This is a genomic window from Psychromonas ingrahamii 37 (assembly GCF_000015285.1).
GTDB lineage: Bacteria > Pseudomonadota > Gammaproteobacteria > Enterobacterales > Psychromonadaceae > Psychromonas > Psychromonas ingrahamii.
The window spans coordinates 612,148-637,444 of the sequence record NC_008709.1 but is presented as its reverse complement, the minus strand read 5'-3'; the positions used below and the strand labels follow the sequence as shown (position 1 = coordinate 637,444).

The following is a 25,297-nucleotide window of genomic DNA, read 5'->3' as shown; positions in this document are numbered from 1 at the left end:
TTCTTAGAAAAAGCTCTGTTATCTTTTTTTATAAAAAGATGCCCGACGAGGCCGTTTATTCCTTTTCTTGTCTGAACTTTTTTTCATTAACGAAAAAGCAACAGCTGAAAATTCTTTTAGGGCACAACGGTAAACTTCACATTTGAACGATACAACCTGACGAACAGGATACCAATAAGTTACCCAGCGCCAAGCATCAAATTCAGGATTGCCGCAAGCCTCAAACTCAATTTGCTGCTCATCTGAAATCAATTGTAATAAAAACCAGCGCTGTTTCTGCCCGATGCAAACTGGATCAGGCGAGTCCCAACGAACTAATCGTTTAGGTAATTTATAACGTAACCAATGACGGCTAGTTGCTAATAATTTAACGTGCTCAGGTTTTAAACCAACTTCTTCGTACAGTTCTCTATACATGGCTTGTTCAGGCGTTTCCCCCTCTTTGATTCCCCCTTGAGGAAATTGCCATGAATGCTGTCCAAATCGTTTCGCCCATAAAACCTGCGCATTATTATTACAAATGATGATACCTACATTTGGACGGTAACCGTCAGTATCAATCACTAAAGTGCCTTTTATAGGTTATGATCCATTATTTGTTTTTATGATTTTTATAATAATGAATGAATGAAAATTTAATTAATGCCGTATTCTTTCACAGATTATCTGATCCATCAAATTCTTCATTTGAAAAATGTCGGTTATCTATCAAGACAAATTTTCAGCAAATAATTTATACTGTTAGATATCCACGAAAACTGTGCATAACTTTGTGCATAATAAAAGCCTGTTGTTATAATAGATGTTTTTTAAGCGATTCAAGATCCATTAAACTCAGAACAATATTTTTATTATACCGGAAATAACAAGTAGTTATACATTTTTAACATGATACTGAAATTAGTCTATGTACTTAAATCCAGTAGTCTTCATTCACAACTGGGTGTGCATATCTTGCTCGTTCAAAAAACAAACAGTTGTAATATTAGCGCGTTTTTTAGTTTAATTATTCGACATTAATCTGTTTTTTAAGACTTTTTAAAATAGTGATTTAATTTTTTGAGTCATTGACAGCTAAGACTCAGTTATTCAACCGATAAAAGTGAATAACTCTGTGCAGCTAACAAAATAAACATAAATAGTCCGAATAGAGTCAATAGATAGGGTAAATAGCATGGACTTTAATTCTCCCCGTTCAACCGCCGAACTGCTAAGTCGATGTGAGCAAATTGCTGGCCATTCTCTGGAGGAACTGGCCGAGATGGCCGGCCAGCCTATGGCTAAGGATTTACGCAGCAATAAAGGCTGGGTGGGTCAACTTATAGAATGGCACCTAGGCGCCACCGCCGGCAGCAAACCTGAGCAAGACTTTAAGCATCTCGGTATTGAACTAAAAACAATTCCAATTGATCAAAATGGCAAAGTATTGGAAACTACCTTTGTCTGTAGCGCCCCTATTTTAAATACCCGTCAGCTAAATTGGGAAAACTCCAACGTGCGCAATAAGATCAGCAAGGTTTTATGGGTTCCGGTTCAGGGAGAGCGAACTGTCCCGCTTTGTGATCGCATCGTCGGTAATAGTTTTTTATGGTCAGCTAATCAGCAACAAACCCAATTATTAAAATTGGACTGGAATGAAATAATGGAAAAAATTGCGCTTGGCCAAATAGAATCAATCACAGCTCGGAATGGTCAAGTGATGCAACTCAGGCCAAAGGCGGCTAATGGGAAGTGCTTAACCAATGCGGTTGGAGAAGACGGACAATTAATAAAAGTTCGCCCACGGGGTTTTTACTTAAAAAAGACATTTACACAATCAATTATTAGTCAATATTTCAATATAAAATAAGAAATAAAGATAATTTTTATAGAATTTAATCCGTTTTTACAGTAAATTTATTATTAATCTTAAGGAGTTAAAGATGCCCATAAAAAAACAATATTTGAAAAGTAAACCTCTGCTTAAAGTCACGTTTGAAATAGAAAAGGAAGAAGCTTTAGGCGCAAAAAGCATTATTTTGCTTTCTGAACACAACAATTGGTCTGCAATTGAACTTAAAAAATTCAAAAATGGCAAGTTTAAAGTGACGGAAAATATTCCCACTGCAGGTAATAATAGTTTTCAGTTTATCTACATCGCCACGGCAGATGAGGGTCACGAATTCAGCATATTACCAAGCGATGCTGATGCCCTCGTTGATAACGGTATGAATAATGGTGGCAAAAATGCATTATTACAGATTACCCAGTAAATATTTATTTTAACTGTCTATGAAAAAACCGCTTCTTAGCGGTTTTTTTTATAGATTATCCATCCAGTTAAGTCCGAGATTTTTGCACTGCAACATAGAGTTCTAATTTTTGCCCCGGCTGAATATATTCACCTTTATTCAACTCATTCCAACGCACTAAATCGACGAGCTTTACATTAAATTTTGATGCAATCAGGTGAAGAGAGTCTCCGGCGCGTACCTGATAGGTCATACGGTGAGTATCGTTTTTATTGGGTGTGGATTTAATCGCTTTCCAAACGGTTAATTTTTGCCCCAACTGTAACGGTTCTGTACTATTGATTGTATTCCATTTGGCAATCTCTTTAACCCTCACATTAAAGTCACGACTAATATCCCAGAGCGTATCAGCTTCACTTACTGTGTAGATAACTTTCTTTTTTGTTTTGTTTGCAGAGGCTTGTTGACCTTCAAAGCGCCTCGCCTGACGAGAAAAATCATCCTTCTGGGCCTCACTTGCAAACGGAATAAGTAAAGGCTGTCCTATTTTTATAAATGCACTATCAAGGTTGTTAACCTGTTTAAGAATATTTATCGTTGTATAATTTTCGCGCGCAATGAACCCCAGGTTATCACCTGACTGCACAGTATAACGAGACCATCTGGTGCGCTTATTTTGCGCCGTATTAGCCAATTTTTGACTAAACTGCTGTGCAATTTTTGTCGGGATAAGTAATCGGTGAGGACCGTTTGGTGAAGTTACCCAGCGATTATAAGCGGGATTTAATAACTGAAGATCGTCAGGTGATAACTCGGCCAATTCTGCCGCATAAGCAAGATCTAGTTGCGAACCGGTATCTACGTAAGTCAGTACCTGCTTATTTGCTATCACTGGCAGCTCAATACCATACTTTTTGTGGTTACGTAAAATATCAACTAAAGCTAATAGCTTTGGGACGTACTCTTGCGTCTCTATTGGCAAGGACAAATGCCAGTAATCTGTCGGTTTATTGTATTTCTTATTAGCGCGAACCGCTCTTTCTACCCGCCCTTCTCCAGAGTTATAGGCCGCGAGTGCATGTAACCAGTCTTCATTTAAATAGTTATGTAATATATCCATATAGGTTAAAGCTGCATCTGTTGAAGCATAAACGTCGCGACGACCGTCGTACCACCAGTCTTGAGTTAATCCGAATCGTACCCCTGTGGCCGGCATAAATTGCCACAAACCGGAAGCATGACTCTGCGAATAAGCAAAGGGATTAAAAGTACTTTCTACAACAGGTAATAAAGCAAGTTCAAGGGGTAAGTTTTTTGCTTCTATTTGTTCAATAATCAGATATAAAAAAGGTTCTGCTCGTTTTGAAACTTCCGCCAGGTGATTTGGATGCTTTAAAAAATAATCCCGTTGTTTAGCGACACGCGCGTTTTGAGGCACTTCAAATTCAAAACCTTCAGCTAACTTTAACCAAAGATTATCATAACTTTCGGGAAGGGACTTTTCGTCCATAAAAGGTGCCGTTCTCCATTCGGCAGACCGACTGAACATCTCTTGTTGTAGCTCTTCAATGTTTTTTCTGGAGGGTTCGGGCCCAGCCAACTCACCTGTACTAGTACAGGCGGTAACAAAAAACAGAATAAAAACCGACAGAAAAAATTTCATAAAAATACTACCCACTGTGAATAAGCCGAGTATTCTAGCTTAATTTGTCCTAATACCAAATTGATTAATGCCGCTGAGTGGGAAGAACGTGTCAAAGAGACCCAAATTACTTGAAAATGCAGAAATCTGCATCTTCAAGTAATTTGGGTATCCGTATAATTAAAAATTATCTTTATACTGACGCAACGCACTAAAGCAGCTAAGCGGATCATTTAACTCTTTACCTAAATGACTTTGTAACTTATTAATGACCGTTTGTTGCTGGCAGCGCAGGAAGGGATTAATTTCCTTTTCTAACCCTATTGTTGAAGGGATTGTTGGCTGCCCCTGCTGACGTTTTTTGCTGACTTGTTGTATATAATTTAATAATGCCTTATTTTTAGGTTCAATCTGATGTGCAAAAATAAGATTATTTTGAGTATATTCATGAGCACAATATACTTTTGTATTTTCCGGTAACAGTGCCAGACGAGACACCGCTTTAAACATTTGTTCGAAACTACCTTCAAATACACGCCCGCACCCGCCTGAAAATAGGGTATCTCCGCAAAATAGCAGCTCGTCATTATAAAAGGCAACATGATCCAAGGTATGCCCAGGCACTTCCATCACCTGCAATGAAAGTTTACCGTCAAAAAAGCTTAAAGTATCACTTTCATTTACTAACCTGCAGCGGTCAAATAATTTCTTTTTGCTATAGATTGAGATTTTTTCATCCCGTGCAGATAATAATGCATCAACACCCCCAATATGATCATAATGATGGTGTGTTAAAAGAATAGCATCTACAATCAATTTCTGATCTTCTAATATTGTTAAAACGGGCGCGGCATCACCGGGATCAACAATGATACAGTGTTGACTTTGACTATCTTTGATAAGCCAAATATAGTTATCCTCAAATGCTTTAATTGTTATTACATTTTCCATTACATAACCTCTATTTAATTTAACTTGGAGTGACTCAACCCATGAGGTCTGCCAAAACATCCCGTATTTTACCCCCTCTCAGGTCCTGGCAACAATTACCCAACGGGGAGTTGCTGCATCAACAAACGCAACAACGTGTTGATGATTGCCTAGAACAATGCTTTGGCTATAACTTGTTGAAATTAGGTCAGTTAAGTTGTCAGATCAACACCTCAAACTCGATAATTACTCATCAAATAAACTGCGCAAGTAGTGGCGACAATCTTAGTTTGCAAGCTGACATAAATCAGTTACCGCTGCAGGATTCTACAATCGACCTGTGTATTCTGACCCATGAATTAGATTTTTCAAGCGATCCTCACCAATTATTACGGGAAATAGACAGGGTGTTAGCACTCGACGGTACGTTAATCATCAGTGGTTACAATCCAATAAGTTTACTTGGATTACGTACCGCACTTAACCCTAAAAACCCTAAGAATGCACGCCTTTTTTTACCCAACAGGGTGATTGATTGGCTGCATTTACTGGGCTTTAAAATTCAGCAAAAACAGCATTTTGATTTTCTATCACGCAATTTAAATAGCACCTGCTCACTTTTTATTGAGGATTTTGGGCAGAACTATCTCCCCTATTTTTGCAGTGTTTATTTTATTATCGCAAAAAAGAGCACCATACCCATGACGCCCGTCAAATATCCCTTTCAATTTAAGGGAAAAATGATAACCGGGCAGGCAGCGGCAACACGGACTAGCCCTCGTAACCAATATCCTCTTGGGTAGGGTTATTTTCTGCAGCCCGACGAGCAAGATCATCGCAGCGCTCATTTTCAGGGTGACCTGAGTGACCTTTAACCCAATGCCAAGCGACTTTATGCTTCTCTTGTGCCGCATCCAATGCCTTCCACAGATCGACATTTTTAACCGGCGCTTTAGCGGCGGTTTTCCAACCGCGTTTTTTCCAATTATGAATCCATAACGTGATTCCTTGACGCACATACTGACTATCGGTTGTTAACTCAACTTCACAGGGCTCGGTTAAGCTTTGCAGCGCTTTTATACAGGCTAACATTTCCATCCGGTTGTTCGTAGTGAGCAAAAAACCTTCCGACAACTCTTTGCAGTGTTCATTATAAATCATCACAGCGCCGTAACCGCCGGGGCCGGGGTTACCTAAACAGGAACCATCTGTAAAAAGTTGAATTTTTTTCATTCGTATACCAAATTGATTAATTATTATAAATCCACCCACTTCATTATGAAGTACCTGCATCTTGAGGTAATTTGGGTATTAGGTGGTAAACTATACGGCTAATATTCAAATTATTGAAACTATTAATTGAGATCCGCATGAACACAGAGAAAATGATACGACAGGTTGTGTTAGACACAGAGACAACGGGTATGAATAAAGGTGGCACAATTTATGTCGGTCATCGGATCATCGAAATTGGTTGTGTTGAAGTTATTAATCGACGTTTAACCGGCCGCCATTTCCATGTTTATGTCAAACCGGATCGTGAAATAGACCCCGAAGCGATAGCAGTTCATGGTATTACCGATGAATTTTTACACGATAAACCCGCATTTAGCGACATTGCAGATGAATTCATAGAATTTATCAAAGGGGCCGAATTAGTTATCCATAACGCACCCTTTGACGTCGGTTTTATGGATCAGGAGTTTCGTTTTTTAAATAAAAGAACAAAACCAACCGCTGAAATATCGACCATCACAGATACATTAGTCATGGCAAGAAAAATGTACCCCGGCAAACGCGCAAGCCTTGATGCTCTGTGCAGGGAACTGGGTATTGATAATAAGCACCGTGTTCTGCATGGCGCTTTATTAGATGCGGAAATATTGGCGGATGTTTATCTGCTTATGACCGGAGGGCAAAAAAAACTTAACCTCTCAAGCTCTGGACAAAATGACACTAATACTGGAAAACGCGTAAGAAAAACACAATCGCCACTCACTATTATTAGCGCCAGCGAAGATGAACAGCAAGCACATGAAAAACGCTTAGATCTCATTGAAAAGTCAGCCAGCTGCCTATGGCGGGAATAAGGATAGCCGGGTTGATATTGGAACGCGGTAATAAATCTAAAAATGAAATTTAAACAATGAACATTGTGATCAATGACCTTATGGCAAGCCTCAAAAAGCGATAAGCAACAAGCACTTTAGTGTTCAAATAAGTTAAAAAACAGGCATAATGACGATAAAACGAGCGATCGAGAAAGTTAAGACAAAATATTGGCATTTCTTTATTGACTCGGCAAATGCAACTCCGTATTATCTGCGCCTCAACAAAGATGCACATTGTGTGTTGTTGACATTTGCTGGAGTGGTAGTTCAGTTGGTTAGAATACCGGCCTGTCACGCCGGGGGTCGCGGGTTCGAGTCCCGTCCACTCCGCCAATATCTTATTATAAAGTTTATTGGCAAGTAAATTCCAGCAAATTAAACAGGTTGTAAATCGATTTATTACATCGATTGTTAAGGTAAAAACTTTAACTAAATTTTATGAAAATAAAAAGTAATAACTGATGATTATCACGTGGAGTGGTAGTTCAGTTGGTTAGAATACCGGCCTGTCACGCCGGGGGTCGCGGGTTCGAGTCCCGTCCACTCCGCCAACATCATATTTAGGTATGAGAACGATAATGATCAATAGTCGGCTTGTCACGCCGGATTCGAGTTTTTATTCGAGTAAAATAGTGATGTTTAGTACTGTAATACTACGTGGAGTGGTAGTTCAGTTGGTTAGAATACCGGCCTGTCACGCCGGGGGTCGCGGGTTCGAGTCCCGTCCACTCCGCCAACAGTATTTACGTATAAAACAAATAGCCGGCCTGTCATGCCGGATTCGGATTTAATTCGAATAAAATAGTGATATTTATGTGTAACCAACACATAAAGTGAAGAAAGCTGTAACACACTCGTGGAGTGGTAGTTCAGTTGGTTAGGCTTCTTGCTTAACATGGTCGGCCTGTCACGCCGGATTCGGATTTAATTCGAATAAAATAGTGATATTTATGTGTAACCAACACATAAAGTGAAGAAAGCTGTAACACACTCGTGGAGTGGTAGTTCAGTTGGTTAGAATACCGGCCTGTCACGCCGGGGGTCGCGGGTTCGAGTCCCGTCCACTCCGCCAACTTCATACTTAGGTATGTAATGAACGATGTGTATAACAGTCAGTCTATAATGTAAGTTATAGAAAAATAGAAGATTTTCGCGGAGTGGTAGTTCAGTTGGTTAGAATACCGGCCTGTCACGCCGGGGGTCGCGGGTTCGAGTCCCGTCCACTCCGCCAATTTCCTTTTATCCCCATCTAATAGTCAATAACCTTTGTTAAATATATCTTTACCTATCCAAAGTACTATTCACTTAAACTTAAATAAAAGATTTTCGCACAGTGGTAGTTCAGTTGGTTACCTCTTGTTTAAGATAAAGCCAGCCAGTCACACTAGAGCTCACCGATTCGATTCCCGTGAACTAAGCCAATTTCCTTTTATCCTTATCATGCAATAAAGACTTCCCCATTTAAATTCACAAAAACAGCTCAAGCCTGTTTTGATTGAAATCAATTCTATTACAACAGTATTAAATAAAAAATTTTAGCGGAGTCGTAGTTCAGTTGGTTACCTCTTGTTTAAGATAAAGCCGGCCAAGCACACCAGAGCTCACCGATTCGAGTCCCGTTAACGAAGCCAATTTCCTTTAATATTTTCCCGGTAAGTATTCTATCTGATTAATATCGTGATCTCTATTTTTGGAAGTGCGACTTCAGGCACGCCCCTTCTATTCTTACGCGCTTAAAATCACAGTTAAAAATATAAAAACAAAGCAATGAGTATTTGGGATTTCTCTCCATGCCAATCTAATAACTATCTAATAACAAGAGACGTTAATGGATTAATCCATCATTGATAACGTCAATCCACCTGATTTTTTGTCGTCTTGTCCTGCTTCTTCAGTAGTATTACCATGGTACAACTTAAATTTCAGCGTTAGGTTAGTGGCTGAATCTGAATTTTTTATCGCTTCCTCTTCAGATATTTTTCCTGCAATGGTGAGATCAAATAATGCACCATCAAAGGTTTTCATCCCTAATCCTTCTGATTTTTCCATCACCTCTTTCAGCAAACCAAAATCACCGCGCTTAATCATATCGCGTATCGTTAGGCTTCCCATCATGACTTCAATGGCAGCACAACGTTTGCCATCAATCGTTGGAATTAAACGTTGAGAAATAAAGGATTTCAAGTTATTACCTAAATCACTTAACAACTGAATACGACGATCTTCTGGAAAGAAGTTAATAATACGATCCAATGCCTGGTTAGCATTATTCGCATGTAATGTTGAAATAGCTAAGTGGCCGGTTTCTGCAAAGGCTAATGCGTGCTCCATTGTTTCCCTATCGCGGATTTCACCAATCAAAATAACATCGGGTGCCTGACGCAGAGTATTTTTTAAGGCCGCATGAAAACTACGCGTATCAACTCCTACTTCACGCTGATTGACGATACTTTTTTTATGCTGGTGTACAAACTCAATAGGATCTTCGATGGTAATAATATGACCGGAGAGATTAGTATTTCGGTGATCAATAAGGGCTGCTAATGAAGTCGATTTACCTGAGCCCGTTGCACCGATAAATAGCACTAAACCTCGTTTAGCCGTGATCACACTTTTAAGTATTTCCGGAAGCCCTAATTCATCGAGGCTGGGGATCTCAATTTTAATATTACGCGCAACGATTGAAACTTCATTACGCTGTTTAAAAATATTAACTCGAAAGCGTCCAACCTTGGAAATAGATATCGCTAAGTTCATTTCAAGCTCTTGCTCAAATGCCACTTTTTGTTCACTATCCATAATCGAAGCGGCTATTTCAGCAACTTCACCTGCCCGAAAAGGAATATCCGTTAAAGGTTCTAATGTACCTTGAAATTTAGCTGAAGGGGGAGCCCCCGTTGACAGGTAAAGATCCGAGCCATCTTTGCTCGACAAAATATTGAGCATCTCTTCAAATTCCATCTGTAACTCCTAAATTAAAAATCATTTGTTAGCCATAATAATGAAATTATAAAGAAGCCCTGCCAATTAACAACTTTAAATGTCTCTATTTTTTACTGCCTAGCTCAATAACATCAGGATATATAAGCAAACTACTTGCTGATATTAACTCTGTTCATTAATGGTATATGTAAAAGTTGTTACTTTATCTTGTGAGCGCACAGAAATATTTCCACCATGAGCTTTAGCGATAGATTAAGTGATTGCCAAGTCCTACCCATTCGAATGAGTAGCATGTCTTTGCTTTATCTGCATGGTAAAGCGATGGTGTATCGCATTAGAAAGTAACTTATTAAATGCGCGCTGTAACATTAACTTAACGGCAAAAGCATTTTCTCTTCTGGGATTGTTAATGCAGCGCAAGGAAGAAGTATTAAGCTGCTCGCTAATTGCCTCTCAAGTCTGTTTGACAGTAATACCCATGTCATTGATCTGGCCATCAGAGTACTGCGTAGTAAGGTCGATAAACTTTTTGAGCCGAAACTTACCCATACCATACGCGAGATAGGTTATGTGTTGGATGTTATTGATGAGAATAAAGCGCTTTAGAAAATACAATGCTGCGCATAACAAAAGAGATGCAGCAGCATTTAATCTACCTCAAGATGCGCAATTGGCATATTGAGGTATGAAAGGTGCTATCCGCCCCAAGAGTCACGCAACGCAACGGTACGGTTAAAAACCAGCCGTTCGGGTGATGAATCCTTATTATCGGCACAGAAGTAACCTTCACGCTCGAATTGATAAGCTTTTTCTGCTAGCGCATCACTAAGACCTGACTCCACAAAACCGTGTTTTATCACTAAAGCGTTTGGATTGAGTACTTCGTCGATATTTTCTGCGGCAGCAGGATTTTCAACCAGAAACAAAGGCTCATAGATTCGAAACTCTGCTGCTTGGTTTTCAACCGCACTAACCCAATGGATCACGCCTTTCACTTTACGCCCGTCCGTTGGATTGTTGCCCAGCGTTTCAGGATCGTAAGAGCAGTGAATTTCAGTAATTTCGCCGGCATCATTCTTAATGACCTGATCAGCTTTAATCACATAAGCATTACGTAAACGCACTTCTTTACCCAAGACTAAACGTTTATATTTTTTATTCGCCTCTTCTCTAAAATCAGCACGGTCAATAAAAATTTCTCGTGAGAAAGTGACTGTTCTTGTCCCCATGCTTTCATCTTTAGGGTGTATAGCCGCGATTAATTTTTCTGTTTTATTTTCGTCATAATTGCTAATAATCACTTTAACAGGATCAATCACAGCCATTGCGCGAGGCGCATTAGCTTCAAGATTTTCACGAACACAAGCTTCTAACGAGGCCAGTTCAACGGTATTTTCCTGTTTAGTCACACCAATACGTTTACAAAATTCACGAATAGAGGCGGCCGGATAACCACGGCGGCGCATACCGGAAATAGTCGGCATCCGCGGATCATCCCAAGCACTTATAATCTTCTCTTCAATTAACGTATGTAGTTTACGTTTAGAGGTTAAAGTATATTGTAAATTAAGACGGGAAAACTCAATTTGACGTGGTTTACAGGCAATACTGATATTGGCTAATACCCAATCATATAAAGGGCGGTGATCTTCAAATTCAAGTGTACACAGGCTATGGGTTATGCCTTCAAGCGCATCTGAAATACAATGGGTAAAATCGTACATTGGATAGATACACCATTTATCACCCGTTTGATGATGATGCGCAAAACGAATGCGATAAAGAACCGGATCACGCATTTTCATATTTGGTGACGCCATATCAATTTTTGCCCGCAGCATCATCGAGCCTTCCGCAAACTCACCCGCACGCATACGCGCAAAAAGATCTAAACTTTCTGAAATAGGGCGATTTCTAAAGGGGCTGTCTTTACCCACTGTCATTAACGAACCTCGATATTCTCGAGTTTGTTGTGCGTCGAGAGCACAAACATAAGCTTTATCTTTTTTAATTAACTCAATGGCAAAGTCATACAACTGTTCAAAATAGTCAGATGAATAATGTATATCACCCGCCCATTTAAACCCCAACCAACGCACATCCTTTTCAATAGCGGCAACATAATCCGCATCTTCTTTTACTGGATTAGTATCATCAAAACGCAGATTGCAAAGTGCATTGGGGTAGTCTTCTGCAAGTCCAAAATTTAAACAGATAGATTTAGCATGACCTATATGCAAATAACCATTCGGTTCCGGCGGAAAGCGTGTATGTATCACCTGATGCTTACCACTTTGTAGATCCGAATCGATGATGTTACGAATAAAATTGCTTGGCGCAGTATCAACCTGAGTCATTGCTTACCTCTAAATAAATATAAATCAAAAAATAGGATTAATCATCTTATATTCTAAGGCTAACCTCAAGGGAAATAAGCAGCAAAAGAGCAACAATACATTCAAACGGAAAAAAAGCACTGCGAAGAGTGCTTTTTGATGGTAATCGGAGCTATTTATACTCCCAAGGGGCTTATTTTAGCTTATATAGAATTAACGCTCTCTCTGCCCTGCAGAGAGAAAAAACAGCTTCCGGAAGAATAAACAGCTCCCAGTGACAGCCAGTCTTTATTTAACCGCTTTGATACGATCAGCGATACTTTCTGCCTGCGGACCAATAATAACTTGTAAGTTATCATCGCCGATTTTAACCACTCCCATCGCACCTAATGCTTTAAGATCCGCCTCACAAATCAGACTGCGATCTTTAAGCGTTAAACGTAAGCGCGTAATGCAGGCGTCAATAACCACAAGGTTATCACGTCCGCCCAATGCAATAACATATTGCGCCGCTAATTCCCCTGAATCTTCAGATGCTGATGCGGTTGAAGCATTCACCTCGTCATCTTCACGGCCCGGTGTTTTAAGATTCAGGCCTTTAATTAAGGCCAGAAAAACGAAGTAGTAGATAGCAAAGAAAGCAACACCCTGCACCAACAACATATACCATTTTTTAGCTAATGGATTTTGTGAGGAAAGCACCATATCCACCAGACCGGCTGAGAAACCAAAGCCCGCCATCCACTCCATTGAAGCCGCGATGTAGAGTGAAAAACCAGTTAATAATGCGTGGATCACATATAAAATGGGTGCGGCGAACATAAAGGAAAATTCCAGCGGTTCTGTGACACCCGTAAAAAAAGAAGCTAAAGCAGCCGCCAGCATAAGCGAAGCTGTTTTTGCTTTATTTTCAGGTTTAGCAGCTTTATAGATAGCCAATGCCGCGCCGGGGAGGCCAAACATCATAATAGGGAAGAAACCAGCTTGATACATCCCCGTTTTACCCAGAATGGCAGTACCTGCATCTAATGATGACTGGCCACCTAAAAAGTTGGGAATATCATTAATACCTGCAACATCAAACCAGAATACAGAGTTAAGTGCATGGTGGAGACCAACAGGAATTAGTAAACGGTTAAAGAATCCGTAAATACCGGCACCAATTTCACCCATTCCTGAAATGGTTTCACCAAAATTTTGTAGACCGGAAAAGATAATGGGCCATATAAACATCAGCACGAATGACACAAAGATCATCACCACAGAGACGACTATGGGCACTAAACGACGGCCGGAAAAGAAAGCTAATGCCGAATGCAGTTCAACATTTGAGAATTTATTATAAAGTTCAGCTGAGAAAATGCCGACTAAGATACCCACAAACTGATTGTTAATTTTATTGAATGCAAAAGGGACATCTGCAAGTGCAATACCTTGAATTTGTGCAACCGCAGCAGGAGAAAGCAGTGTAGTGACAACCAAAAAACCGACTAAACCTGACAGCGCTGCAGCACCGTCTTTATCTTTTGACAGACCGTAAGCAACACCCACGGCAAATAACATAGACATGTTATCGATCACCGCCGCCCCTGCTTTAATCAAGAATGCAGCTAACGCTGAATCTCCCCCCCAGCCATTTGGATCGATCCAGTAACCCAGACCCATTAAAATTGCCGCAGCAGGAAGCACTGCAACAGGCACCATTAATGCGCGCCCTACTTTTTGCAAATAACCAAGAATATTCATATTAACTCTCCTTTATTTTATGAACTAATCATTTTAGTGTTAGGTTTTTTATGTTTGATTGTTTAATACCAAATCCATTAATTTTCTGTTTATTTATACTGATTATTGGAATTGGTATAAGTGTTTTATAAAATATTTAATGTAGCAGTCGCAATCTGCAAAACTGACTGGTCTGTATTTATATTTTCAATACCGCTTTAACTGCTCAATACCACGGGCATTTAAAGCAAATTTCCAAAGAAAAGATCACAAATTTAATCAGCTGCGGCGACCTTTTTTCTTTTATTGGATTCTATCCTGCTTATTTCGCAGCGCAAACTTACTTGGCGAGGTTTGTGATCTAAATCACCTGTTAAGCATCTTTTTCAGGCATTTATATGGCAATAAAGCGCGACTTAATTTACGCTACGTATTAACTACACAAGCAATCTTAATATACGGAGTAAAAAATGCGTTTAATTCCTCTTGAAACAACCTCTGATGTCGCCTTCTGGTCTGCTCGCTACATTAGCGATGCAATTAATAAATATTCACCCACCAAAGAACGACCTTTTGTATTGGGTTTACCAACCGGCGGCACGCCACTGGAAACTTATAAACGTCTTATAGCACTTTATAATAAAGGCGAAGTAAGTTTTGAAAATGTCGTTACCTTTAATATGGATGAATATGTTGGTCTCGAACAGGAACATCCTCAAAGCTATTATCGCTTTATGCATCAGAATTTTTTCAGCCAGATTGATATCCAAATAGAAAATACCCATCTACTTAACGGGCTTGCAGATGATCTGGAAGCCGAATGCCTACGTTATGAGAAAAAGATCAAGTCTTACGGAAAAATTAATTTATTTATCGGTGGCGTTGGTGCAGATGGCCATATCGCCTTTAATGAACCGGCATCCTCATTGGCTTCGCGTACACGCGTTAAAACATTAGCCTCAAATACACGAAGAGCTAACTCACGTTTTTTCAACAACGATATTAACCAGGTGCCTAAATTGGCATTGACCATTGGTGTTGGCACTTTATTAGAGGCCGCAGAAATATTAATTCTGGTAACTGGTCACCATAAAGCACAGGCACTTGAAGCCGCTATACAAGGTAATGTAAACCACCTTTGGACCGTTACTGCATTACAACTTCATCCAAAAACGATCATTGCCTGTGATGCAGCATCGACAATGGAACTGAAAGTTAAAACATTAAAGTACTTCTCTGAATTAGAAAGCGACAATATTGGCTATTTATAAACGTCATTAATCACAGCCGGTATTTAATTCGAGTAAAATTAATGGGGGAAAGCTTCTAATAAGCAATTTTCAATTGTAAAATAAAAAAGCTTTCTTTTTAACATATAGCTTACTGGATTAACTGTTTTGTCATCTGCTCAAAAGTTGGATTAAACAGTAAAAAACGGCAATATCTCCCGGCACGATTTGAACAGAAGCACTTATATAAAATGGAGAAGTTTACAATGTACGCATTAACAAATTGTAAAATTTATACAACAGACGCAGTGTTACTGGAACATGCTGTGATCGTAAAAAATAACAAGATCGACAGTGTGATACCCATTGCAGAGCTCAGTTCAACGATCAAAAAAATTGATCTTCTTGGTGCCAACCTTTCGCCCGGGTTTATCGATCTGCAACTGAACGGTTGTGGTGGTGTTATGTTTAATAATGAGATAACAGAAAAAACACTTGCGATAATGCAATCTACTAATCTTAAATCAGGCTGTACCAGCTACCTGCCAACGCTTATCACATCGTCGGATGAAGATATGAGAACGGCACTCAAAGTGACACGGGATTATATAAATAAAAAGCCCAACGAAGTATTAGGCTTACATTTAGAGGGGCCTTATTTAAGTATCGAGAGAAAAGGGATTCATCGCTCCGAATATATCCGCAAAGCTGATATCTCTATGCTGGATCTTATTTGCCAAAATGCGGATATCGTCAGTAAGGTCACGATTGCACCAGAAAAAAACTCGGTTGAGGTGATCCAGCGGCTTAGTAAAGCCGGGATTGTTGTTGCGATAGGCCATACTAATGCCACCTACGCACAGGCAGCAGTGGCCATTGATAACGGTGCAACCTTTGCAACTCATCTATTTAATGCCATGACCCCAATGACAGGTCGCGAACCGGGGGTTATTGGGGCGATTTATGATAAAAATATTTATGCCGGTATTATTGTGGATGGTTTCCATGTGGCTTACGAAAATGTCCGCATTTCGAAAAAAATAATGGCTGAAAAACTTATTTTAGTCACGGATGCCACCGCCCCTGCCGGGGCTGATATTGAACAATTTGATTTTGTCGGCACTACGGTATATTACAAAGATGGGAAATGTTTTGCCGCCGATGGTACACTGGGTGGCTCAGCCTTGACTATGATTGAAGCCATTGAAAAAAGTGTGAAGTTTGTTGGAATTGAACTTGCAGAAGCGGTTCGCATGGCAACGTTATACCCTGCGAGGGCAATGTCTATTGCAAATAAAATAGGCAGTATAAAATCGGGCAATATTGCCAATTTAGCCATTTTCAGCAGCGATTATAAAGTGACCGGCACAGTGCTCAATGGTGTGTATAAAGCATCTTAAAAAGTATTTAAAAGTCAACAGATGGTGCCCATCGGAGCGGCTCAGGTCCGGTAATTAATGCCTGAACCGATGGATGTTATAAATAGAAGAAATGGTGCTAACAAACAAATTAATAACCCACCCAATAACAGCATGCTGTGTTCAAACTTGCAGCTCAGTCAGGGTTAATTTTAACAGGCAACCGGATCATCTTTTTAATTCGTTTGCCAGTATATTAAGGATCGGTAAATAACGATGGTACGAAATAATCAGCAAGCAGATTCCGTCATTGCCAGCGTTGATCATATTAAACAACTAAACAGTGCAACAATTTACAAAGTAATTGAAAAATACGCCCCTATTTCTCGCGTTAAGATTGCCAATGTAAGCAAACTAGCACCGGCCAGCGTAACCAAAATCACCCGTCAACTTCTTCAACAGGGCATTATTTGCGAGACTGCACGACAAGCTTCAACCGGTGGTCGTTGTGCTATTTCTCTGGCACCTAATACGGATAATATTCATGTCCTTGCGATTAAAATAGGGCAGAAAACATTATCTTTAAGTTGTTATAACTTAGCGGCCGAACAATTGACTACAAAAAAAATCAAGATAAAAAGTGAAGATGAACAGCAACTGCTTGCATTTCTGATTAGCGAAATCGACAATTTCATCAAAAAACAACAAAAAAACATGGGAAAAATATCTGCTATTGCCATCTCTTTATCAGGTTTAATCAATCCAAAAAAAGGCGTTGTGCTCTATAGCCCCTACCACCCGTTAGTTAACTTTCCCTTGGCGAATAAAATTGAACAGCATTTTCAGCTGCCTACTTTTATTGGTAACCATACGCGCTCATTAGCACTGGCTGAACACTATTTTGGTGCGTCGAAAGAGTGTTTAGATTCGATTTTGATTAGCATTCACCATGGTGTTGGTTCGGGCATTATTATTGAGGGTAAAGCGTTATTAGGACAGAACTTTAATATTGGTGAAATAGGCCATATACAAGCAAATCCTGCGGGGCGGCAATGCCATTGTGGTAACTTTGGGTGTTTAGAAACAGAAGTGAGTGATCGGGTTATTGTTGAGAAAGTGGCAATCGCTATCAAACAGGGCAGTTTTACCCGCTTAAGCTTAGATTCCCTGAACATTGAAAAAATTTATCAGGCAGCAGAAGATAATGATCCCTTGTGTCAAAAGATAGTCGAAGATGCTGCAACCTATTTAGGTAAAGCCATCGCCATTTTAATTAATCTATTAAATCCGCAAAAAATCATTATTGCGGGTAAGATCATCCGCGCAAAAACAAGTTTATTATCCACCATTGAGCAATGTATCGCTCACCAGGTATTACCCAACTTTCAGCATAAAGTGCAAATAGAGACCTCTCTATTAGAACCAGATACTACACTTGCCGCCTTTGCTTTGATCAAACAAGCCATTTATGAGGGCGATTTACTGCAACAGATTCATGGCTAAAAGCCCGAAACTAGAAGCTAGAAGCTAGAAGCTAGAAACTCTCAGCTACCTTCATTATTCAAGCAATTTTGCAGATAATTTTTGGACTTTTCTGTGGATATTATTTGCGAGTTTCTGCTGAGAATCTTTTGCAATTAAGCCCACGAATACTGTGCCAACAGTCTTCGCACCTATCGTTTGCGCAGTCATTTTAAGTTGCTTATGGGTTCCATAGATCAAACGCCCCAATATTCCGGGAGCTGCACATGAGGAGACCAAAATTGCTTTTTTCTTTTGTGCATTTGTCTTCCTAAACTCAGGTGAATTCTTATCCCAAGGCCAGTAAGCATAAACGATTAGTCTCTCCATAAAGCGCTTAAAAATGGCCGTGACTGAGCCAAAATTAGTGGGCGCGGCAAGGATATAACCATCTGCTTGTTCTATTTTTTTGATCAGTTCTTCCATACCGTCATGTTGCACACAGTTGCCCGGTGATTCACCAGGCTGCTGAGTACACTCTCGGCAATTACGACAGAACTCAATGGGGTATTCTCTTAGCAGAATAACCTCGACTTCTGCGCCTGCTGACTCCACGGCTTTTACCAAAGCGGCAACGGCTTGATCGGTAATGCCGTCATCTCTATATGAACCATTAATTGCGAGTATCTTATTCATGAAACTTCCTCATCAAAGATGCAATTTTTCTGTATTGTCAGCAGGTATATCGTAATCAATTACGCTGTATTGTTGGATAAAATGTTAGTAACGAAATGTATTTTTTTCTGTTGAACTGATTATTATATGCGATCTTTATTTTGCACAATAAGCTCTTTAATTTCTTTCAATTCAAGCTCTATTTTCTCGTTACTTATACTGTTTTTGTAAGCCATAATAATCAGTTTCACTGAGACTAAAAAAACACCGGCCTCTAACAAAAGATCATGCGTAAAACCAGTAAAAAACAAAGCCGCGACAAAAAGAACAAAGGTAATCATAATAATTAAAATAGAACCTAGATCGAAATGTTTCATAATGAGTCCTCATCAATTTGAATCAACTAAAGCCTATAAGCAGGCTGTAGAATTTTTTTATTTTCAGGCAAATACATGTTTTGTAAATTTTATTGTTTTTTACAAAAATGCGCTAAAATATTTTTTCATAAAATTATAAAAGTTAAGTTATTCTACAGACCCAATGTTGGATTATCTGGTGCCACGCTGCTTTATTAGATTAAACATAAATCAAACTAACGCTTGCAAGGTGCCACCTAGGAAGTCTTTCTGAACAAGATCTACAGCGTTGTGACGCAAAATTGAATAAGTGCTAGTGTCTTCGGACTTAAGTTTGTTACAGAAAATACACCACAGAGCGCACGCACACTTCATCAGACTGCGAAACGTTGTTTCGATTCTTCTTCATCAACAGAGTTAAAGAAGGAAAATACAAAATAATAACCAGCTTCTGTTTTAGTCTTTACTCTGTGTAGCGCGTAGCGCCTCTGTGCCCTCTGTGGTAGTTCCTTTAATATTTTCACAAAAATGCACCACGCACACTTGATCATCAAAATGAATGTTCGTATTTAAGTCCTAAGGCACTAGTAACATGAAAAGTTATATTGGGAGTGGCAAACTCCAAGCCCCTAAGAGACTTCCCTTTCCAACCTAGCTGAATTTTTTTTATGCCCCAGCGCTGAGAAGTCTGCGGAGTAAAGCTAGAAAATAATTCAATACAGAGTGGATACTCTTGTCGCTCAGCGATAGTCGCTTCACCATCTTAGTGTAGCGTCCAACTTATCAGTCTCACATGCAATTTTTATTTTATTTGGCAGATCAATTTTTTTGTTTCCGCAAAGATTTCTCCTCTTTCAAGTATAGCTTAAGTTTTTTAAGCATTTAGCTAAACTGTGTCACCCTGAGTTAATAAAGCATGGTATTTAACTCTCTAGAAATAATTAGAAAGTCCAACTAAATTGAAGACATATATTTAGATTAAATAAAGATACTATTGCCTGAAATAGCGGATCGGAAAAAATAAGCTGAGTCATGAAAGAACAGATAGGGCCTAAATTTCTCTAGGCCCTTTTTGGGCGATAATAGTAAGTCGTATTTCAAAACCACTTAACTATTACGCTAACTCAGTAAGGGGATTCGCGTTGACCAAGTTATCGGTTTTTCATTGATAGGTATTAACGATAAAATGCTTCAACCGTTCCTTTTCGCGTCATCAGAAGTGGTTGTCCACGACGGTCCAACGCTTTGAGCGACGGAATTTTTACCCAACCTTCACTGATACAATATTCCTCAACATCAAAACGCTCTTTGCCATTGAGCATAATACCAATGCCATGCTCGCAAATTTCTTCCACATGATGTCGGCTACGGGGATTAACCGAAAGGCGATCAGGTAAAGCTGGTAGCGATTTAGTGTCGTTCATGTTTATGACCTGTAGTAAATAAAAAGTGGGCTATTGTAGACAATATAGGCATAACGCTCAATAGCTGCAGTCATAAATGTTAAGCCCTGTGCCGGGATAGTGGCAAGTCCTCTGCTTTTCTGAGCACTCAAATGTTTCTAAAAATACCACGCGTTGAGAATCACTATTAAACAGTGTGTAAAACGTCTTCAGATTTCACGAATTCCATGGGTTACTGCTGTAACCTTGGCATTACAGATAACGACTACTGTAACAACAGCAGTGCGTTAATAAGTTAGCGCCATATTCACGCCACTATACGGAATCAGGCTTAATGCCTTGTTGAATAAATCAGCTCTGCGGCAGTAAAAAACCAGAGGCCAATCCAACAAGAATGATAGACCGCCTTACGCTTGTATAATTTAATCTGCTTTCAAACGGCAAAAATCCAAGTGAATGACTAAAAACAGGTAAGCATTTAAAGCGTAAAATAAAACCCTCTTACAAGCCCTGACCACTATTAAAATGAAACGATTATTGACACAATATTTGCCCAAGCGAACATGCTCACCAATATATTCACAAGCAAAACTTAATACCGTTTCAGATGTATCAACGAATACCCCAGAAAGAAACTAAACTTTGAAAAATTAACAGGAAGATGTAATATATCCGTTGCATCTGACCAGTTTAATCCACAAGCAGCATCATTTATCAATAGATCGGATCTTCAGTGCAGTGGCTCGAGTGGACGGTAATTTAGGTGAAAGGAATAACCAAGCCTTCTCAGCTACAGGTTTCTACGCAAGCCTGCTGTATTTGCAATATAGTTAGACACCTACCCAACTGAAAATAAACAAGTTTTTCACATCGGCTAGAATCACTATGAGGTGATTTGAAATTAACTGATTGATACAGAAAAAGTATTCATTTTTACTTAATGGTCCCTAGCTACGAAGATAGTTGAACACCTAATATAGCTCCACTTTTGTCATGTAATCACCCCTACATGGTTCAAAAATCATAAAATTAAATTCTTTATGCTGTTGTCGATACTGATATCACTAATACTTTTGCCTTATTGTAAGTGAGGCCCCACTCATAAATGATAAAACTGTAATGAAAATCACTAAATACTTTCACTTTAATTTAGCTGCGGCAATGCCGTTGTTAACGCTGTTGATCACGTTTTTCATGACCTATGTGGCATTCAATACCGCCAAGATTGAACTCAAAAAAAACACGCAGACCTATTTTGATTTTCGTGTACGCGAGGCAATCAGCCTTATCAATAATCGCATGCATATTTATCAGCAGGTGTTGTACGGTGCGAGTGGTTTATTCATCGCCTCAAACAATATCGAACGTGAGGAATTCAAAAAATATATTGCGACGCTCAATTTAACTAAGAACTATCCTGGCATACAAGGTGTAGGATTCTCCCTAATTATACCATCAACAATAACTCAGCACGTTGCATCCATTCGTAGCGAAGGGTTCCCTGAATACACTATTTGGCCTAAGGGGCAGGGTGATATTTCCACCGCTATCATCTACCTAGAGCCATTGGTTGATCGTAATCTGCGTGCATTCGGCTATGATATGTTCAGTGAGTCAGTGCGACATGCCGCCATGCAAAAAGCCATTGATACTGGTCTGCCTCAGCTGTCTGGAAAAATAAAGCTGGTACAGGAGACTGGCAAGCAAGACCAAGCTGGATTTTTGATGTATGTACCTATCTATCAGAATGGTACTAACAACGACACCCTAGCAGAACGGCAAGCGCATATCCTTGGCTGGGTATATTCACCTTTTCGGATGAATGATCTTATGGAAGGGCTCTTTGGTGAACGGGCTAACGATATGGACATTCAGATATTCGATGGTGAAACTATGTCGAATGAAGCGTTACTGTATGATTCTAGTGCCGTTAATGTTGCGACGACTAACGAGTTTGAGGCTACTCGTATCTTACATATTGCCGACCATCCATGGACTGTTCAGATCCGCCCTTTAGATTCAATGACTTCACGTATTAGGGCTGTTAGTCCAAATTTAGTTGCAAGTATTGGGATAATCCTAAGCGTCTTTTTCACTGTATTGATTTGGTTCCTCGTGTCGGGACGAGAACGTGCTATTAATACGGCACGCTATATAAATAAAGAATTGAGCATCGAGCGACAACGCTTAAGTGACATCATTGATGCAACAAATTCCGGCACTTGGCAATGGAATATTCAGACAGGTGAAGCCTTCTTTAATGACCATTGGCCCAGAGTCCTTGGTTATGAACTAAGCGAGCTTGGGCCTACTTCTTTTGAAACGTGGCTTAAATTTATTCACCCAGAAGACAAGGAGCTATCGATAAAACGTTTACAAAAACATTTATCAGGCGAGTTAGATTATTACGAATACGAAACACGGATGCGACATAAAAAGGGAGGCTGGGTTTGGGTGTTAGCCCGGGGAAAGGTAACGACATGGACTGCCGATGGCAAACCACTCTTGATGTGTGGAACGCATCAGGATATCACCAAACAGAAGTTTGCTACAGAACAACTACAGGATAGTGCAGCCCTGATAGAAGCTATTCTCAACACGGTAGTGGACGGCATCATCACCATCAATGAATATGGCATTGTAGAGAGCATCAATCCAGCGGCCGAACACATTTTTGGCTATAGTGCGACTGAAGTGATTGGGCATAACATCACAATGCTGATGCCTGAATCTTATCGTAGTCAGCATGACGGTTATATTGAGCATTTCAATATCACTGGTGAGGCAAAAATAGTTGGTATTGACCGCATAATTGAGGGGAAACGCAAGAATGGTAGTATTTTCCCAATGGAATTGGGAGTGAGTAAAGTACTTCTGGGCGAAAAGAAACTTTTCGCTAGTGTTGTCCGTGATATAACCGAACAAAAACGAGCCAAGCAGGCGCTAATTTCCGCCAAGACCGAGGCGGAAAAGGCTAACCTTGCCAAGTCACAGTTCCTCGCGGCCATGAGCCACGAAATCAGAACCCCCATGAACGGCGTGATTGGTATGGTGGATGTGCTGCAACAAAGCAGCCTCAAGGGTTTCCAGGTCGACATGGTTGATACCATCCGTGATTCTGCGTTTTCATTGCTGTCAATCATCGAAGATATTCTCGATTTCTCTAAAATTGAAGCTGGCAAACTGGACATTGAGTATGCACCCATGGCCGTAGCCGAAGTAGTAGAGAAGGCTTGCTTTATGCTGGCTCATTTGGCTGAGAAGAAAAAGGTAGAACTGACGCTGTTCACTGATCCCGCGATTCCTGACATCACCCTAGGAGACGCCAATCGTCTGCGCCAGATTGTAGTTAATCTGACCAATAATGCCATCAAGTTTTCCAGCGGGTCAGATCGCCCCGGCCGCGTTTCGGTACAGGCCTTGATGACAGACCCGACCATGTTGGAGATCCGCGTGATTGATAACGGTATCGGCATGAATGAGTCCGCCCTATCAAAATTATTTATGCCATTTTACCAAGCCGATGTCACGACGACTCGACGCTTCGGTGGTACGGGATTAGGAATCACTATCGCCCGTAATTTAGTGCAATTGATGGGTGGTGAAATTACCGTGCAGAGCACACTGAATAAAGGCTCTATTTTCAGCGTGCACTTGCCTCTGGAGGCCATAACTGACATAGATCTAGAACAACCCCAACCAGAGGCGTGGACAGGGATAACTCCCGATCTATTCACTGGGCTTTCCTGCTTAGTGATAGGTGACTCAGAGGGGCTGGCTGATCATCTGGCTGCCTATCTGAGCGCCGCTGGTGCAGTGGTCAATCAGTCCCCCAGCTTGGCGGTAGCACAGAAGCAGGCCGTTACGACGACATCTGGACTGTCGGTATGGCTGGTTGACGCCAGCAATAACCCTCCATCCTCGGAGGAACTCCGCCTCATCGCAAGTGCCCAACCAGAACAGGCTATTCGTTTTGTCATTATCGGGCGCGGTAAACGTCGATGCCCGCGTTGGCAAGATATCGATTTAAGCGTTGTTGTGGATGGTAATGTCCTGATGCGGCAGACCGTGCTGCAAGCGGTCGCCATTGCTGCAGGGCTGGCGGAGCCGGAAGTAGAAAGGCTGCATGTAGGCAAAGGTGAGCAATCATTCGTGGCACCTTTGCGTAGCGACGCGCTAGCGCAAGGCAGATTGATTCTGGTAGCAGATGATAACCAAATCAACCAGAAGGTGATTGTGCAGCAGCTTGCCTTACTTGGCTTTGCAGCTGATATTACCAGTAATGGCATTGAAGCATTGGCCCATTCGCACAGCGGCGATTATGCCCTGCTGTTAACTGATTTGCACATGCCCAAGATGGATGGCTATGAACTGACCGCCGCCATCCGCGCCGAAGAAAATGACCACCGTCATCTCCCAATCATAGCGATCACCGCTAACGCGCTGAAAGGCGAAGCACAACACTGTCTCGATGTTGGTATGGATGATTATATTAGCAAGCCAGTGCCATTAGAAAGTCTGATGGTCATCTTAGAGAAATGGCTGCCGCTTGCTGCAGCAAAACCAGTGGATGTAAGTGTACTTACAGCGCTGGTAGGCGATGACCCTGAGATAATCAAAGACTTTCTGCAGCATTTTAATGATAGCGCAACAATGATTGCCACAGAGTTAACAACCGCCTGTGCCAACGGCGAGGTAGTGCAAGCCCAGGCTGCGGCGCACAAACTAAAATCATCATCCCGCGCTGTAGGCGCAATGGTTTTGGGCGAATTGTGTGAAGAAATAGAGCTGGCGGCTAAAGCCAATCAGCTTGAGGCCCTAACAGTATTAAAGCTTCGTTTTGAGGTGGAAATGGCCACCGTTAAAAAATATTTAGATAAGCTATAAGCAACTGAAA

Annotated in this window: 19 protein-coding genes and 5 tRNA genes; 14 read left to right on the top strand and 10 right to left on the bottom strand. The window is 40.5% G+C overall.

Annotation, left to right across the window (positions count from 1 at the left end):
- Positions 1 to 18: 18 nt before the first annotated feature.
- Positions 19 to 564, bottom strand: a complete 546-nt coding sequence (gene rppH, locus PING_RS02640; RefSeq protein WP_011768916.1) for an RNA pyrophosphohydrolase — start codon at positions 562 to 564, stop codon at positions 19 to 21.
- Between the two features lie 610 nt (positions 565 to 1,174).
- On the opposite strand from rppH, the gene mutH reads away from it, so the two are divergent.
- Both mutH and PING_RS02630 read left to right on the top strand, forming a co-directional pair.
- Positions 1,175 to 1,849 carry a DNA mismatch repair endonuclease MutH gene (gene mutH / locus PING_RS02635; protein WP_011768915.1) on the top strand — a complete coding sequence of 225 codons (675 nt, stop codon included), beginning with the start codon at positions 1,175 to 1,177 and terminating at the stop codon, positions 1,847 to 1,849.
- A gap of 73 nt (positions 1,850 to 1,922) precedes the next feature.
- On the top strand, positions 1,923 to 2,252 hold the full coding sequence (locus PING_RS02630; RefSeq protein ID WP_011768914.1) for a hypothetical protein: 330 nt from the start codon (positions 1,923 to 1,925) through the stop codon (positions 2,250 to 2,252).
- 67 nt (positions 2,253 to 2,319) lie between these two features.
- On the opposite strand, the gene PING_RS02625 is transcribed toward PING_RS02630, so the two are convergent.
- Complete coding sequence (locus tag PING_RS02625; protein WP_011768913.1) at positions 2,320 to 3,894, bottom strand: lytic transglycosylase; 1,575 nt, start codon at positions 3,892 to 3,894, stop codon at positions 2,320 to 2,322.
- 159 nt (positions 3,895 to 4,053) lie between these two features.
- Positions 4,054 to 4,824: a hydroxyacylglutathione hydrolase gene (gene gloB / locus PING_RS02620; RefSeq protein ID WP_011768912.1), complete on the bottom strand. Its 771-nt coding sequence runs from the start codon at positions 4,822 to 4,824 to the stop codon at positions 4,054 to 4,056.
- Between the two features lie 41 nt (positions 4,825 to 4,865).
- On the opposite strand from gloB, the gene PING_RS02615 reads away from it, so the two are divergent.
- A complete protein-coding gene (locus tag PING_RS02615) occupies positions 4,866 to 5,606 on the top strand; it encodes a class I SAM-dependent methyltransferase (RefSeq protein ID WP_011768911.1) in 741 nt (246 codons plus the stop codon).
- On the opposite strand, the gene rnhA is transcribed toward PING_RS02615, so the two are convergent.
- On the bottom strand, positions 5,575 to 6,036 hold the full coding sequence (rnhA, locus tag PING_RS02610) for a ribonuclease HI (protein WP_041765839.1): 462 nt from the start codon (positions 6,034 to 6,036) through the stop codon (positions 5,575 to 5,577). The two genes, PING_RS02615 and rnhA, sit on opposite strands and share 32 nt — an antisense overlap.
- A gap of 137 nt (positions 6,037 to 6,173) precedes the next feature.
- Here rnhA and dnaQ point away from each other — a divergent pair, with 137 nt between their 5' ends.
- The 6 genes from dnaQ to PING_RS02580 all read left to right on the top strand — a co-directional run bounded on the left by dnaQ (position 6,174) and on the right by PING_RS02580 (position 8,145).
- The gene (gene dnaQ, locus PING_RS02605) at positions 6,174 to 6,893 is read left to right on the top strand and encodes a DNA polymerase III subunit epsilon (protein WP_011768909.1); all 720 of its coding nucleotides are present in this window, start codon (positions 6,174 to 6,176) and stop codon (positions 6,891 to 6,893) included.
- 277 nt (positions 6,894 to 7,170) lie between these two features.
- Positions 7,171 to 7,247 (top strand) — tRNA-Asp (locus PING_RS02600).
- 141 nt (positions 7,248 to 7,388) lie between these two features.
- Positions 7,389 to 7,465 (top strand) — tRNA-Asp (locus PING_RS02595).
- Positions 7,466 to 7,573: 108 nt separating this feature from the next.
- A tRNA-Asp gene (locus PING_RS02590) sits at positions 7,574 to 7,650 on the top strand.
- A gap of 259 nt (positions 7,651 to 7,909) precedes the next feature.
- A tRNA-Asp gene (locus tag PING_RS02585) sits at positions 7,910 to 7,986 on the top strand.
- Between the two features lie 82 nt (positions 7,987 to 8,068).
- A tRNA-Asp gene (locus PING_RS02580) sits at positions 8,069 to 8,145 on the top strand.
- Between the two features lie 602 nt (positions 8,146 to 8,747).
- On the opposite strand, the gene PING_RS02575 is transcribed toward PING_RS02580, so the two are convergent.
- Positions 8,748 to 9,875 (bottom strand): PilT/PilU family type 4a pilus ATPase, encoded by a 1,128-nt coding sequence (locus PING_RS02575; RefSeq protein ID WP_011768908.1) that lies wholly within the window; start codon positions 9,873 to 9,875, stop codon positions 8,748 to 8,750.
- A 369-nt stretch (positions 9,876 to 10,244) separates the two neighbouring features.
- Between PING_RS02575 and PING_RS21255 the strand changes: the two genes are divergently transcribed.
- On the top strand, positions 10,245 to 10,463 hold the full coding sequence (locus PING_RS21255) for a winged helix-turn-helix domain-containing protein (protein WP_408635116.1): 219 nt from the start codon (positions 10,245 to 10,247) through the stop codon (positions 10,461 to 10,463).
- Positions 10,464 to 10,552: 89 nt separating this feature from the next.
- On the opposite strand, the gene glnS is transcribed toward PING_RS21255, so the two are convergent.
- Together glnS and nagE are read right to left on the bottom strand one after the other, a co-directional pair.
- Positions 10,553 to 12,214, bottom strand: a complete 1,662-nt coding sequence (gene glnS, locus PING_RS02570) for a glutamine--tRNA ligase (protein ID WP_011768907.1) — start codon at positions 12,212 to 12,214, stop codon at positions 10,553 to 10,555.
- 267 nt (positions 12,215 to 12,481) lie between these two features.
- The gene (nagE, locus tag PING_RS02565) at positions 12,482 to 13,939 is read right to left on the bottom strand and encodes an N-acetylglucosamine-specific PTS transporter subunit IIBC (protein ID WP_011768906.1); all 1,458 of its coding nucleotides are present in this window, start codon (positions 13,937 to 13,939) and stop codon (positions 12,482 to 12,484) included.
- Positions 13,940 to 14,388: 449 nt separating this feature from the next.
- On the opposite strand from nagE, the gene nagB reads away from it, so the two are divergent.
- The 3 genes from nagB (at position 14,389) to PING_RS02550 (ending at position 18,008) form a co-directional block, all read left to right on the top strand.
- Positions 14,389 to 15,189, top strand: a complete 801-nt coding sequence (nagB, locus tag PING_RS02560) for a glucosamine-6-phosphate deaminase (protein ID WP_011768905.1) — start codon at positions 14,389 to 14,391, stop codon at positions 15,187 to 15,189.
- A 224-nt stretch (positions 15,190 to 15,413) separates the two neighbouring features.
- Positions 15,414 to 16,547, top strand: a complete 1,134-nt coding sequence (gene nagA, locus PING_RS02555; RefSeq protein WP_011768904.1) for an N-acetylglucosamine-6-phosphate deacetylase — start codon at positions 15,414 to 15,416, stop codon at positions 16,545 to 16,547.
- 234 nt (positions 16,548 to 16,781) lie between these two features.
- Complete coding sequence (locus PING_RS02550; RefSeq protein WP_011768903.1) at positions 16,782 to 18,008, top strand: ROK family protein; 1,227 nt, start codon at positions 16,782 to 16,784, stop codon at positions 18,006 to 18,008.
- A gap of 54 nt (positions 18,009 to 18,062) precedes the next feature.
- On the opposite strand, the gene PING_RS02545 is transcribed toward PING_RS02550, so the two are convergent.
- From PING_RS02545 to PING_RS02535, 3 genes are all read right to left on the bottom strand, one after another.
- Positions 18,063 to 18,662 carry a flavodoxin family protein gene (locus PING_RS02545; protein ID WP_011768902.1) on the bottom strand — a complete coding sequence of 200 codons (600 nt, stop codon included), beginning with the start codon at positions 18,660 to 18,662 and terminating at the stop codon, positions 18,063 to 18,065.
- A gap of 122 nt (positions 18,663 to 18,784) precedes the next feature.
- A complete protein-coding gene (locus PING_RS02540; protein WP_011768901.1) occupies positions 18,785 to 19,018 on the bottom strand; it encodes a hypothetical protein in 234 nt (77 codons plus the stop codon).
- A 1,154-nt stretch (positions 19,019 to 20,172) separates the two neighbouring features.
- Positions 20,173 to 20,421, bottom strand: coding sequence for a DUF3297 family protein (locus PING_RS02535; RefSeq protein WP_011768900.1), 249 nt, complete (start codon positions 20,419 to 20,421; stop codon positions 20,173 to 20,175).
- 1,098 nt (positions 20,422 to 21,519) lie between these two features.
- Here PING_RS02535 and PING_RS19330 point away from each other — a divergent pair.
- On the top strand, positions 21,520 to 25,287 hold the full coding sequence (locus PING_RS19330) for a CHASE domain-containing protein (protein WP_011768899.1): 3,768 nt from the start codon (positions 21,520 to 21,522) through the stop codon (positions 25,285 to 25,287).
- Positions 25,288 to 25,297 lie beyond the last annotated feature (10 nt).

Coding starts and splice junctions, on each gene's coding strand:
- mutH (WP_011768915.1), top strand. CDS start 1,175: ATGGACTTTAATTCTCCCCGTTCAACCGCCGAACTGCTAAGTCGATGT.
- PING_RS02630 (WP_011768914.1), top strand. CDS start 1,923: ATGCCCATAAAAAAACAATATTTGAAAAGTAAACCTCTGCTTAAAGTC.
- PING_RS02625 (WP_011768913.1), bottom strand. CDS start 3,894: ATGAAATTTTTTCTGTCGGTTTTTATTCTGTTTTTTGTTACCGCCTGT.
- gloB (WP_011768912.1), bottom strand. CDS start 4,824: ATGGAAAATGTAATAACAATTAAAGCATTTGAGGATAACTATATTTGG.
- PING_RS02615 (WP_011768911.1), top strand. CDS start 4,866: ATGAGGTCTGCCAAAACATCCCGTATTTTACCCCCTCTCAGGTCCTGG.
- rnhA (WP_041765839.1), bottom strand. CDS start 6,036: ATGAAAAAAATTCAACTTTTTACAGATGGTTCCTGTTTAGGTAACCCC.
- dnaQ (WP_011768909.1), top strand. CDS start 6,174: ATGAACACAGAGAAAATGATACGACAGGTTGTGTTAGACACAGAGACA.
- PING_RS02575 (WP_011768908.1), bottom strand. CDS start 9,875: ATGGAATTTGAAGAGATGCTCAATATTTTGTCGAGCAAAGATGGCTCG.
- glnS (WP_011768907.1), bottom strand. CDS start 12,214: ATGACTCAGGTTGATACTGCGCCAAGCAATTTTATTCGTAACATCATC.
- nagE (WP_011768906.1), bottom strand. CDS start 13,939: ATGAATATTCTTGGTTATTTGCAAAAAGTAGGGCGCGCATTAATGGTG.
- nagB (WP_011768905.1), top strand. CDS start 14,389: ATGCGTTTAATTCCTCTTGAAACAACCTCTGATGTCGCCTTCTGGTCT.
- nagA (WP_011768904.1), top strand. CDS start 15,414: ATGTACGCATTAACAAATTGTAAAATTTATACAACAGACGCAGTGTTA.
- PING_RS02550 (WP_011768903.1), top strand. CDS start 16,782: ATGGTACGAAATAATCAGCAAGCAGATTCCGTCATTGCCAGCGTTGAT.
- PING_RS02545 (WP_011768902.1), bottom strand. CDS start 18,662: ATGAATAAGATACTCGCAATTAATGGTTCATATAGAGATGACGGCATT.
- PING_RS02540 (WP_011768901.1), bottom strand. CDS start 19,018: ATGAAACATTTCGATCTAGGTTCTATTTTAATTATTATGATTACCTTT.
- PING_RS02535 (WP_011768900.1), bottom strand. CDS start 20,421: ATGAACGACACTAAATCGCTACCAGCTTTACCTGATCGCCTTTCGGTT.
- PING_RS19330 (WP_011768899.1), top strand. CDS start 21,520: ATGAAAATCACTAAATACTTTCACTTTAATTTAGCTGCGGCAATGCCG.